The following is a 12,430-nucleotide window of genomic DNA, read 5'->3' on the forward strand; positions in this document are numbered from 1 at the left end:
AAAGGGACAGGATAAAACCTGTCCCTTCTTCTTTTTGAGTGCTAACTATTTCATTTTTAACTTGTAGTTGTGATTGATTCAGGTGTATAAAAAACTGATTCATTCGCTTCGACAACTCGTTCCTGGTGGGTATAGATATTCATTCTATTATGACGCACAAATCCGATAGCGGTAATCCCTAAATCATCGGCCAATTGAAGGGCAAGATCTGTTGGAGCGGATTTGGAAAGAAGAATTCCAATTCCTATTTTCGATACTTTTAAAAGGACTTCAGATGAGATCCTCCCACTAAAAATGATGACTTTATCTTTTAAATGCATACGTTGTTTTAAAATATCCCCATAAACTTTATCAAGAGCATTATGCCTGCCAATATCTGTTCGCATCGTTAAAATGTCATCGACAGTGCTAACCGCTGCATTATGGACGCCCCCTGTTTCTTTGAACTGCATGGATTTTTGTTGCAATTGATCCATCAGTGCGTAACATTGATTGACCGTAATCGTGTGTTTGCTTGTGACGGTTTTAGCTGTCTTCACATCACTTTGAAAATAAAACTGGCGACTTTTCCCGCAACAGGAACCAATAAACCGCTTTGAATGACTGCTTTGAATCATGTCAGGCGGATTTTTCACGTCCACATACGCAAACCCCTGTCCATCATCTATCGAAAGTGATGCAATATCATCATAAAAACGAATAACTCCTTCAGATGCCAAAAAGCCGACAATTAGGTCTTCTAAATCCGTTGGTGAGCAAACCATTGTCGCAAACTCTTTGCCATTCAGCATAACTGTTAAGGGGAACTCAGCAGTAACTACTTCTTCTCTTACAGATGGTGTATCTCCTTCAAAGCGGACAATTTCCCATCCTTTGCGAGCTGTTTCAATCATCCTTTTCCACCTTCTTCTTTATCCGTTTGTTTCAGTTTCCAGCACTTTCCCTCATGTTTTACTCTCTCAACTATAGCATATCCTGTATCTATGCTTTCATATGTTTACACAATGGTAAAAGTGGATTTTTTTGAAAAAGAGAAGACACTAGAACTTATTATCTCATTCTAAAGTGTCTTCCTTTTAGTTCAAGTGTTGACTTATGAATCAACATCAAATCAATCTGCCTTTACATTAAAAACATGGGCACGTTATATAATACAATCAATTTAAAGCGTCACGAAGCGCTTGAGGATTGTTTTTTGTTACTCTTTTCAACATTCTTTTCAGCAACCGCTGTCTCGTCATCATCGTCCATTACACCATTTGCCGACTGCTTGAACACCCTCAATGTTTGCCCTACTGCCTTACCAAGTTCAGGCAACTTATTCGGACCAAAGATAATTAAGGCTAAAGCTAGGATTAGAATCAAGCCGGGTACACCGATATTAGCCATAGAACTTACTTCCCTTCTCCCAATTATTTGTTTTATTCCATTTCTAACAGAAACCAGCTAAGCGTTTTTCTTGTGCAATTCCGAATGATTATTTTCCTTTTTTTCTTGAGCTTTTACTTCGTTATACCATAGTTCATGATGATTTTTGGCATACTCTCTATCCATATAACCGGTCGCCATAGCATTGAAGGACATACGATCAGCTGGATGAAAGATTACCAAATAAATATGCACAAAGAAGAAAAGTGTTAGTAAGACAGCTGACACATCATGAATAAAGAGCATGATAAGCTGGGCTGTTGCTGAAAACCAGTTGAACCAAAGGATAAAACCACTTATGGCCAACAAAGCGCCAAATACAACTGCAAATAAGTAAAACATTTTTTGACCCGTGTTGTATTTTTCCTGCGGAGGCATACTATCTCCTCCGACAAAATAATGTTTCGGTGCTGCTAGTAACCAACCAAGGTCGCTTTTACTCCATTTAAAAGCTCTTAAAAAGCCAAACCGTTTTTTGGAAAAGATAAAGTATAGAATAGGTGCTGCCACAAATAGCACGCCCCCAATACGATGGAGGAGTCTAATAAAAACACCAATTTCATTTACTAATAGAGCTGATGTACCTTCAAAAAAGACTGCATATCCTGTCAGTAAAGCTAGAACAAATCCAGCAGCTACTGTCCAGTGCATGATCATGTCTGGAAGGTTATACCGTTTGACTAATGTTTTCTTACGCTTACTCATGTTTATCATCTCCATTAGTCATGACATCATTTGTTTCTTTATCTTCTTCTTTTCCATAGTTAGCTGATGCTACAATAAAGTTCGTTAATAGTCCCACGGCTGTTGCACCCATTAATACTTTTGTTGCTGGTTTCACAACATCTCGGCGGAAACTTACCAATTCGTCGGTTTTTGGTTCAACCGGCAAGCCATAAGTGTCAGGCTTTTCGGTTAAAATGTAAATATAGTGCAGTCCGCCCATTTCTGTATCTCCATACACATTTGCATTTGGAAATTGATCTTTAATTTTCTCAACCCGTTGATATGCTTTATCAACAGCATTTTGCCACGTATCAAATTCCAAACAATTCGTCGGGCATGTTCGAACACAAGCCGGCACTTCTCCATTTGTTACTCTATCTTGACAGAAATCACACTTATTCATACGTTTACTACCTGTTAGTGTATCTGTTTCAAAGCGCGGTATATCAAATGGACAAACTTTTGAACAATACGTACAGCCGATGCATGAATCTTGATTAAATCCAACAAATCCATCTTCATGAGTGAAGAGCGCTTCTGATGGACAAACCTCAACACAAGGTGCATCTGTACAGTGCATGCATTGATCCTTCCAGAAAATCCAGTCCATTGAATCAGTTGATTTATCGTATTGCTCAATAAACTTCATCAGCATTGGCGTATTTGCATTACGGTCAGCTGGATTCTGATATGTTCCAGAAACATGTTCAAATTCCGTCGCCGGCAAATTATGCCACTCTTTACAAGCTATCTGACAAGCTTTACAACCTGTACAAAGAGTTGTATCTACTAATATGACTTTATCATGTTTTTTAGCCATTTATTACTTCTCCCCCTTCGTCACATTACACGCACATGCTTTATATTCAGGGGTACCAGTATTTGGTTCATAGCCAGAATTTGTTACATGATTGATAGATTCTCCCTGTACTAGACCTTTAAAGCCCCAGCCCCATGGCACACCAATCACTTCAACTTCTCTTCCATCAACCTTTAAAGGCTGCATGCGATCTGTCACCATTGCTTCAATCGTCACATCACCACGGGCAGTTGAAATATTTACTGGATCTCCCGACTTGACGCCAAGCTTTTTAGCCAAGTTTTTACTAATCTCTGCGAAGTTGGATGGCATCAATTCATTTAATTGTGGTGTGTTGCGTGTAACCGCACCAGATAAAAATTGCTCAGTTACCATATAGGTTGTAAGTATATATGGGAAATCCTTAGCTTTACCATACTTTTGGAACTCAGGTAATTGTACCGGAGCAGCTGTCGGATTAGACTGCTGACTGAACATCGGATTTTTAACCGGTGATTCTAACGGTTCGTAATGAGCCGGAAGTGGTCCGTCACCAATACCAGCTTCTTTACCTACTGGTGCAACTTTGAATACATTTGGATCATAGCCCGGTTTTAGCATGATATCAGGTGCACCTTGTTGTGACATCGTAAATGGGCCACGGAACAGGGCGCCTTTCCCTTCAGCAGTTGAAAAGACTTTACTACCCTCTGGCGTATGAGGTGCCTTGTCCTTCGCCGCTATGTGTAAGACATCAGGGCCGACCCAGCGACTGCCATTCCACGAGACAATTGCACGGTGTTTATCACGAGGCTTACCATTTTTATCCGCAGAACCCCGATTCCAAAGCACTCGAGTGTTGCCAGGCCATGAAAATGTCCAATTTGGATGAACACCTAGACCACTCGGGTCAGTGTTATCACGACGCAACGAATGGTTGCCTTCTTCGGTAATTACACCTGTGTATAAGCCACCTATTCCAGAAGATGTTTCTCCTGGTTTTAGACTCTGTATCTCTGAACTAGAATTTAATAGTTTACCCGTTTTTAAATTATAACCATTCATTTCCTTCAGAACAGCTTCCATGTCGATGCCATGGTCAAGAACTGGATAATCCCATGTTAAATCAAGAATCGCTTTGTCTTTTGGATCGTTACTTTTAGCATAAGATTTTTTAAGCTTCTTCATAATTTCATAAATCATATCACCATCTGGCATAGATTCACCTTTTGGTGGTACGACGGCCTTTTTACCTTGAATCCAGCGAGAAGAGTTCGTCATTGTTCCATCTTTTTCAAAAGAGACCGCTGCTGGAAGTAAAATAACTTCCGTTTTGATATCTTTTGGATTGAAGTCAGGATGTAGCCAAAACGATGTCGTTTCGCTTTCAAAAACCTCCGACACGACTAGCATATCTAATTTACTTAAACCAGCTAATGCCATATCTAAAGTAGGTGTACTGACGACTGGATTCTGACCAAAAATAATGCCCATTTTAAATGCGTCTTGATTTAATTTTTCAAAAATCGGCACGTAGGTAGCATTGGAAAGTTTTGAATCACGCTTAGGTATATTGTGATAACCAAATTCATTTTCCGGTGTCGCTTTATCTCCGTACCATGCTTTTAACAGCGCAATTAGTTTTTTTCCATTCGATACTCCAACAGCTTTAATATAGTCATTTAATGTTGGATGAGCATCGGTCGGAATCGGTATATATCCCGGCAAAATATGCGCCATAAGAGCCAAGTCTGTTGAACCTTGAACATTTGGCTCACCTCGGTTAGCATTAATACCGCCACCTGGCATTCCCATATTTCCAAGCAATAGTTGAATAATGGCATACATTCGTATTCCTTGTGTACCGACAGACTTTTGTGTCATACCTAATGCATATAAAATAGTTCCTGGACGGTTGTTCACAAACGTCTCAGCAACAAGTTTCATCTTATCCACTGGCATTCCGGTAATCTCGCTTGCTTTTTCAAACGTGTAATCTTTAAAGTGTTCCTTTAGTTTCATAAGAACACTGTCTGGGTCCTTTAATGAATCTGCCTGTATTGGTAAGCCATTCGAGTCGAGCTGATAAGTCCAGCTTTCTTTATCGTATGTTCCTTTGCCATCAAATCCCGAGAATAAACCATCATGAAATTTAAAATCAGGATTAACTTTATACAACGCATTCGTATTTTCACGAACGAATGCCTCATCATATAATCTATTATCCAAAATATATTTAACAATGGCGCTTAAATATGCAATATCCGTACCTGGTCGAACAGGGGCATAAATGTCTGCCACTTTTGCTGTCCGATTAAACCGTGGATCAACGACGATTATTTTTGCACCTTTTTTCTGAGCTTTTAAAACCCAGCGCATTGCTAATGGGTGACATTCTGCTGTATTATTCCCTGCAATCAGAATAACGTTTGCATTTTTCATGTCATTAAAATTATTTGTCATTGCACCGCTACCAAATGAAGGGGCTAAACTAGCCACCGTTGGAGCGTGTCATATCTCAGCCTGGTGCGTGAAATTATGAATGCCTAATGCGCGGTTAAATTTCGTATAAAGATAGGCCTCTTCGTTATCAATTTCAGCACTTCCCATGCTAAAAATTCCATCTGTACGATTAACCGTGACCTTTTCTCCGTCAATATCGGATGTTTTTGTAAAAGTCTCCTCACGTACCTCTTTAATCTTAGATGCAATTTTTCCAAATGCTTCATCCCATGAAATTGGTTCCCATTTATCACTTCCAGGTTTTCTAATTAACGGATGTGTCACACGTTGATCAGAATTCGCCATTTCTTTCATAGAACGCCCTTTTGGACATAATGCACCTTCATTAATTGGGTGATCAGGATGACCTTCAGTTGAAATGACCTTATTATTCTTAATTTTCACCTCAAGTCCACAGCCCACTGAACAAAAGTGGCATAAACCATAAGCTGTCGTTGCTCCTGCTGTCATCATTGGAAAGGCTTTGTCAACATCACCCTTCTCAGCATGAACCTTTTGCTTATCGGCTAGTGCCGCAGCTGCAATAGAGGCTGCTGTAAACTTCATAAAAGATCGCCTTGACAGTTTTGCCATGATACTTCCCCCTCTAATTCCTTTCAAAACTTGACTGATGATACAGTTCCCAAGAGAATCTATTTATTATAGATTGATATATTATTATTCTCTTTATTCATTCGAACTAGGAAAAAACATATGATAAATTTACTAACTAATTCATAGCTAGTACAAAGGGATAAAGAGTTACCGGTAAACCGGTTATTATAATAGATTCCCTTTAACATTACGATTATATCACGCGTCGCATGCAGTTTTCAATATATTCTGACGATTACACTATTTACACTTTGGAAATGGTGTAAACAGTTTTGGATGTTATTGTGAAGGAATATGCAACATACTAAATCGAATTATTTTTTTATGTCATTAAAAACAAAAAGTGATGTATTAAAAAACACCTCCAAACAAGTTTTACAATGTTTGAAAGTGTTTTATAACCTTTACATTAACTCATATTCTTTTTTAGAATTCCTCGCTCATATCATAACAAATATCTTCATGACCGTTGTATTATTTTTTTATATCACAAATTGCTTTTTCTTTAACTCCTAATGCTTTTAGAATTAGTTCCATTGGACAAAAGCCAGTTAAAGAAGAGAACATGAGCATAAAACCAACAAATCCAGTGAAAAATAACCAATATGGATGATGAACTTGACTTAAAATCACACTACTTAAAACAAAAAAACCAGCCATAAAACGAATGATCGAATTTTTACCATTAACTACGAACATATAAATACCCCCATTCGTATTTAATCATATATATTTATAGTTAGAAATACAAAGGTTATGTATTTTTCATCATTATTCATTTAATTTAGTTCATTGCATTGAGGTTAATTTATTTATGAAAGGATTTAAATGACTCTGATATCTAAGAAACGGTTCAACGAAAGCTCAATATTCAAGCTATTTTAGGAAGGTTTTATTAAATGCAAAACCTCGTAGAAAAGTGATTTGTCAGACAGTTCTACGAAGTTTATTTTTATGATTCATTTAACTTCTGAAAAATGTGCAATAGTTGCTGTTTTTCTTCACTGGTTAATTTCTCAAACATTTCTTGTCGTAATCGTTGCCCTTCCTTATTAGCACGACTCAATAGTTCTTTTCCTTTGTCTGTAATATCTAGTAATACAATTCGACGATCATTTTCATCATATAGACGTACAACTAATTGTCGTTTAACTAACTTTTCACTTAAGTGTGTAACTGTTGGAGGAGTAAGACCAAGTTCTTTTGCAATTTCCGATGGACGGGCTTTGCGATTTTTATTTAAATATCCAAGTGTTAAGACGTGAGAAATGCCTAAATTCTCGTTGAACATTTTATTCCATTTAATAATTAATCCATTCGTGAATTTATCCATATTATGTAAGATTTCAAAAACAGTTTGCTCCTTCATGTCTACCCTCCTCTATACATTCATAATAATTGGTTCGTGATGAAGTTACAAATCCGAAATATGTAAAAAGAAGTTAAAGCACGGTTATTATTCTCATTTTCCCGAATAATAAAAGATACTTTAACTTCACACTTTATTTATTGGGCCGAAAATCCGCCGTCAATAATGATTTCAGCACCTGTGATGTAACTAGAATCATCTGATGCTAAAAACAAAGCCGCATTTGCTATATCTTTTGGTTGGCCTAATCGTTGTAAAGGTGTTGCTTGTATGAGACGTTCTAACAATTCCTTCGATGCACTTAAAGATTTTGTCATCGGTGTTTCAATGATTCCTGGAAACAGTGCGTTTACACGGACTCCTTGACGACCAAATTGAGTCGCTGCTGCTTTAGATATAGCTCGAACAGCGCCTTTTGAAGCTGAATAATGGTTAAATCCTTGCCCTATTTGTGCTGTGTATGAAGAAATGTTTATAATAGAACCTTTTCCTTGTTCTGCCATAATAGGTGCAACATGCTTCATTCCGGCAAATGGACCAAACCCATTAATCGACATCATGAAATCCCAATCTTCTTTATCAATTTCTGTGTAAGCTTTTTCTGAAGAAACACCAGCATTATTCACTAAGATATCAATAGAGCCAAACTTTTCCTTTACTTCCTTAGCAAATTTTCTCCAATTCTCATCTGAGGAAACATCCAATTTCATTCCAAAAACATTTTCTTTTTCGCTAACTTTGTTTAAAGCTTCTTCATTAATATCTGCTGCAATGACAGTTGCTCCTTCTGTCCGGAATAAATCTACCATACCTTCTCCAATTCCAGAAGCTCCACCTGTTATAATTGCAACTTTACCGTCTAATTTACCCATGAAAAATCGCTCCTTTTTCCTAATGATTTATGTTAATTTTATTGATTCCCTTAATCACAATTTTCATTAAAAAATATGACTGAAACAAAATGATTAGATATCTAACTATTTCAAGTTTAATTATAGAGTGGTTTTAGTACTCATGCAAAACATCTGCCTAGGGGAAAATATGGAAGCATTTGATAATGTAGCGTGTAGTATGTATAGAAAAATAATAATTTTGGTTATCCAGGTAGAACCATGTTTGACTAAACATAAATAAAAGTTATTTACACAGTACAATATGGCGATGAAAATTAGGAGTGGTTTTAATTTCTCTTTATCTATAGTTGATACAAATATTCATAATCTATCTGTCGATCGGTAACCAAAATACGAGTATCTAGTAAACCCTTATGCCACATTCGAAACTGATTTAGAAGTTCTACAACGATAATTAATTAAAATAACTTTACATTATACATCATATATTCTTGAAATGTCAATCAAAAATTGACTTTTTTTATTTAATATGATATTATGTAAATATAATCACTTTAAAGTAATATTTAATTTTTCGAACACAGCATCTTTTTCTATACAGAATTTAGATGCGTTTTTTAATATAAACATTTCATCTTATCATCATAATTTTATTCAATGCAAACTCTTTTGGAAAAAATGGGCACAAACTAAAAGCCAGAATATATAAGGAGAGTAGGTTAATGAATTTACTTAATGAAAAAGTAACTCATAAAGTCTTTGGTAAGGGAAAGATAGTGAATCAGGATGAGTCCATCATCACCATTGACTTCAACGAAAATATTAAAAAATTCGTTTACCCCGATGCTATTGGAACATTTATTTCACTAAAGGATAAAGATACTGCAGAATCCTTGAAAAAAATCATTTCAAAAAAAGAAACGGAAGAGAAAGCGATCGAAAAGAAACGGGAAGAGAAAACGAAACAAAAGACACTTGAACTACTGCGTATAAAACAATTAAAGAACCATAAAATTCATGAAAGCTCACAAATCGTTTTTTGGTTGGATGAAAATGAACAACAGAATATCTTTACAGAATGGCAAGTGTCTACCGGTAAGGTACAGAGCGGACCAAATAAAGGTCAACCTAACCGGGCGGCTCGATTGCGCCCAAATAGTGCAGCTCTTCTAACGGTAAGAGGAAAAAATCAAGCAGAGACAGAAAGACAAATTATTGGTTTATACATGGTAAATGAAACATTCGCCGGAGATCTTAGTGAAGATGGAATGGTCCCAGCTCATGCGGATTTTAAAATCAAGCTTACAGATCAAGAAGCAGAGAAAATGCTTTTCTGGAATTATTACAAAAATAAGAATTATCCTCACCGAACAACTTGGAATTCTGGTAAATATCGTTATTTCGATAATATTTGGACCGCTCAAATTCTAAAAGATATCATGGCATTAAAAACGGATGAAGAAGAAATGAAAGAAGTCCAAAACTTTCTTGAATACTTCTTGAAAATGAACCTTCTCGACATAGATCATATCCCAGAAGCTTGCGGAGCTTTAAAACAATAATAAGTGACATATAGCAATGGCTCCGCTTCATTTATAGAAACGAAGATAGGAATTCGTTTTTTATTAACTTAAGATGGACGACTAAATAATCCCCAATCATTAAAAGGGGGATTATATTTTTTTGTGTAAAATTTGTAGGAAGTAATTTTTCCAGCTCTATAGACAGGCTAATCATCATAGCCATTTAAAATGTAACTAGCCTTTGGTAAAATCATCAAAGGCTAGCTAATCTTAATTATTCATAAAACAAATCGCATAAACACACATTGGATGGCTATCTTTCTTAGAATATTAAAGCACTACACATGGTACTGCTAACTTTCCTCTATGTTGATCTTTTATTTATTATTAAGTTCAGATATTTACAACTAAAGTGTTAGCTTTATTTGTTAAAGAGGCTGAACTAACGGGGCAATGATTGTTCAACAAGAACAGTCGTTCCTTGTCATAACGGACAAGATTGCATGGTAAGAAATTGTGACCCACTTATTTACCTAATTTATTTTATGAAGAGGGGAATAGCAAAGTGTATTTACTTATATTCACCATAATTTATTGTTTAATAACACAGATTGTGAATATAGACTATGGACTTGCTATGGGAATTTATTTAATATTTATAGGCATTGTCAAAGGATTTTTTAGCGAAGAATATAAAGACGTCTTTAATTACAACAAAACTAGGTACTTGTACGAGAAAATCGAATTTAAGGACTCTTTAATGGAGCTGTTGTCTTTAATGTTAATTTTCATTAATTCTTATTTAATCTATTATGAACCCTTCTCTCTTTTCGAATTTGCCTTTTTGTTTGCTGTCTTTGCATTTGTATACCGTTTTGCACTTTGAGGGATAACACGAACAATTAGGGAGAGAGTCTAATCCTATTAAACTAACTGGTACGATCGTTATGCGAAATGTTCCTAGTTTAAAATGGAGAATGGTTACATATCTCTGCTAAAGGCTAAACAATAATTGTAACTGCTAGAATAGAATCAACAGTTTTTGCTTGATAGAATTGAACACTTTTCTATATAAATAACCTCTAAATCAGTTAAACTGTTGGGTAGGTTATTTCAACCAGGGATGCTCGTTTAAGAAATAGTAGCATAATAAAGGGATAATCCAACTAATATAAATATAGAACTGTACTCATACCAATATATAAGGAGGTTCCATAATGGATAACTCATTTCGACAATTTCTCGATACTTATTTAGACATATGGAGAAATTCACCTTTGACTGAATTATCACAATTAATATCAAAGGATTATAAAGCAAGAGAAATAACAGGTGAAAATATAGTTGATTTTGGTTATGAAGAATCTATCAATGGTTGGGAACAGGGTTTTAATTTTGTTAAAGAAAATAATGCTCAATGGATTTTAAACGAAATTTCAGTTATCCCTTTAAGAATTGATGAGAAGTCGGTGATCTTATCAGCTACTATGATTGTTCAAGGTAAGAGTTTAGAAACTTCGAATTTATTTTTTCAGACGTTCAAGAAAAATAACTTTGATGATTGGAAACTGGTAAGAAATTATGTAGAAGTAGGTGTCCTTAATGATAATTTGAATAGAATACATTTCAACTAATGAGTGCAATAATAGAAGAGAAAACGTTAATATCTTAGACGTTTACTCTTGTTTATTTAAAAATATATTTTCTGTAAAATTCTTGCAGAAGTCTCCCATTTAATTGAGCATAGATTCAAGTTGCTTCGCTTTCTTCGTGACCTAATAGGCTTTGTATAACTTCCATCGGAGCGTTAGGTAACAAATATAGTTGGATCATTGTAGTCTCTGATATTTAAGTATTTCTCCATATATCACAACGAATTTTGAAATGGCAATTGGGTCACTATCTTTTATTCCAGATAGGCGCCCGATTGTCGAAATATCCTTATTATTAATTTAGCGTAGATTTTTCAACCACTGTTCATTCCACTGAAAATATACATCTTTATTTTCATTTTGTAGAAATAAAGAGTTTGGATATGGTAAAGCCAGTTCAGGCATATCCTCAAAACTAAAATAACTTAATTCAGCAGATTCACTATCTATTCGGCTTAGTTTACCACTTTTGATTTCACAGTCAAAAACATAGACGTTATATTCAACCTTATGACCATTTGGATACTTGTAACGAAAATCTTCACCGCCAAATACCCCTAATAACTTTTTAGGAATAACAATTAATCCTGTTTCCTCCCAAACTTCACGACACAATGCTTCTGCAGGTGCTTCGCCAACTTCAATTGCTCCAGCTGGAAGACTCCACTTCTCTCCATTTCCTTTGTTCTGAAATAAAATATCTCTCTTTTCATTACGAATAATTCCTGCAGCACTTGGCATAAGTATTAATTCATTTCCTACTTTTTCACGAAGGTTTTTATAATAATGAGACATACCCATCTAAATACCCCCTTGTTTAATTTTGTAATAATTCTCTTTTAGATTTAAAATCTTCTTTAGTTTGTTATTAAATAATCTGGCCCCAATTCTTTAGTATTTGGACGCTGTTTCCTTGTTCCAGAATTGCGCCCGATTGTTTAATTACAGTCTTTCATAAAAAT

General features: G+C 35.5%; 11 protein-coding genes. 2 read left to right on the top strand and 9 right to left on the bottom strand.

What is annotated here, in order from left to right; genetic code table 11:
• Nucleotides 1-56 precede the first annotated feature (56 nt).
• From fdhD to VIG73_RS00680, 8 genes are all read right to left on the bottom strand, one after another.
• Entirely contained in the window at nt 57-893 is an 837-nt protein-coding gene (gene fdhD, locus VIG73_RS00645; RefSeq protein ID WP_331638322.1) for a formate dehydrogenase accessory sulfurtransferase FdhD, read from the bottom strand.
• 277 nt (nt 894-1,170) lie between these two features.
• Complete coding sequence (locus tag VIG73_RS00650; protein WP_331638324.1) at nt 1,171-1,389, bottom strand: twin-arginine translocase TatA/TatE family subunit; 219 nt, start codon at nt 1,387-1,389, stop codon at nt 1,171-1,173.
• A 57-nt stretch (nt 1,390-1,446) separates the two neighbouring features.
• Nucleotides 1,447-2,133, bottom strand: a complete 687-nt coding sequence (locus VIG73_RS00655) for a formate dehydrogenase subunit gamma (protein ID WP_331638326.1) — start codon at nt 2,131-2,133, stop codon at nt 1,447-1,449.
• On the bottom strand, nt 2,126-2,974 hold the full coding sequence (locus VIG73_RS00660) for a 4Fe-4S dicluster domain-containing protein (protein ID WP_331638328.1): 849 nt from the start codon (nt 2,972-2,974) through the stop codon (nt 2,126-2,128). Before VIG73_RS00660 ends, VIG73_RS00655 begins: the two co-directional genes overlap by 8 nt.
• A gap of 3 nt (nt 2,975-2,977) precedes the next feature.
• On the bottom strand, nt 2,978-6,049 hold the full coding sequence (gene fdnG / locus VIG73_RS00665; RefSeq protein ID WP_331638330.1) for a formate dehydrogenase-N subunit alpha: 3,072 nt from the start codon (nt 6,047-6,049) through the stop codon (nt 2,978-2,980).
• A 495-nt stretch (nt 6,050-6,544) separates the two neighbouring features.
• Nucleotides 6,545-6,769, bottom strand: a complete 225-nt coding sequence (locus VIG73_RS00670) for a DUF2892 domain-containing protein (protein ID WP_331638332.1) — start codon at nt 6,767-6,769, stop codon at nt 6,545-6,547.
• 253 nt (nt 6,770-7,022) lie between these two features.
• Nucleotides 7,023-7,439: a MarR family transcriptional regulator gene (locus VIG73_RS00675; RefSeq protein ID WP_331638334.1), complete on the bottom strand. Its 417-nt coding sequence runs from the start codon at nt 7,437-7,439 to the stop codon at nt 7,023-7,025.
• Nucleotides 7,440-7,576: 137 nt separating this feature from the next.
• The gene (locus VIG73_RS00680; protein WP_331638336.1) at nt 7,577-8,311 is read right to left on the bottom strand and encodes an SDR family oxidoreductase; all 735 of its coding nucleotides are present in this window, start codon (nt 8,309-8,311) and stop codon (nt 7,577-7,579) included.
• A 704-nt stretch (nt 8,312-9,015) separates the two neighbouring features.
• Between VIG73_RS00680 and VIG73_RS00685 the strand changes: the two genes are divergently transcribed.
• Nucleotides 9,016-9,855 (top strand): malate synthase, encoded by an 840-nt coding sequence (locus tag VIG73_RS00685; RefSeq protein ID WP_331638338.1) that lies wholly within the window; start codon nt 9,016-9,018, stop codon nt 9,853-9,855.
• A 1,178-nt stretch (nt 9,856-11,033) separates the two neighbouring features.
• Nucleotides 11,034-11,450: a flavoprotein gene (locus tag VIG73_RS00690; protein WP_331638340.1), complete on the top strand. Its 417-nt coding sequence runs from the start codon at nt 11,034-11,036 to the stop codon at nt 11,448-11,450.
• 318 nt (nt 11,451-11,768) lie between these two features.
• Here the strand turns inward: VIG73_RS00690 and VIG73_RS00695 are convergent, their stop codons facing one another.
• Nucleotides 11,769-12,269 (bottom strand): NUDIX hydrolase, encoded by a 501-nt coding sequence (locus tag VIG73_RS00695; protein WP_331638342.1) that lies wholly within the window; start codon nt 12,267-12,269, stop codon nt 11,769-11,771.
• Between the last annotated feature and the right edge of the window lie 161 nt (nt 12,270-12,430).

Source organism: Cerasibacillus sp., from assembly GCF_036516575.1.
Lineage (GTDB): Bacteria > Bacillota > Bacilli > Bacillales > Amphibacillaceae > Cerasibacillus.

Coding starts and splice junctions, on each gene's coding strand:
- fdhD (WP_331638322.1), bottom strand. CDS start 893: ATGATTGAAACAGCTCGCAAAGGATGGGAAATTGTCCGCTTTGAAGGA.
- VIG73_RS00650 (WP_331638324.1), bottom strand. CDS start 1,389: ATGGCTAATATCGGTGTACCCGGCTTGATTCTAATCCTAGCTTTAGCC.
- VIG73_RS00655 (WP_331638326.1), bottom strand. CDS start 2,133: ATGAGTAAGCGTAAGAAAACATTAGTCAAACGGTATAACCTTCCAGAC.
- VIG73_RS00660 (WP_331638328.1), bottom strand. CDS start 2,974: ATGGCTAAAAAACATGATAAAGTCATATTAGTAGATACAACTCTTTGT.
- VIG73_RS00670 (WP_331638332.1), bottom strand. CDS start 6,769: ATGTTCGTAGTTAATGGTAAAAATTCGATCATTCGTTTTATGGCTGGT.
- VIG73_RS00675 (WP_331638334.1), bottom strand. CDS start 7,439: ATGAAGGAGCAAACTGTTTTTGAAATCTTACATAATATGGATAAATTC.
- VIG73_RS00680 (WP_331638336.1), bottom strand. CDS start 8,311: ATGGGTAAATTAGACGGTAAAGTTGCAATTATAACAGGTGGAGCTTCT.
- VIG73_RS00685 (WP_331638338.1), top strand. CDS start 9,016: ATGAATTTACTTAATGAAAAAGTAACTCATAAAGTCTTTGGTAAGGGA.
- VIG73_RS00690 (WP_331638340.1), top strand. CDS start 11,034: ATGGATAACTCATTTCGACAATTTCTCGATACTTATTTAGACATATGG.
- VIG73_RS00695 (WP_331638342.1), bottom strand. CDS start 12,269: ATGGGTATGTCTCATTATTATAAAAACCTTCGTGAAAAAGTAGGAAAT.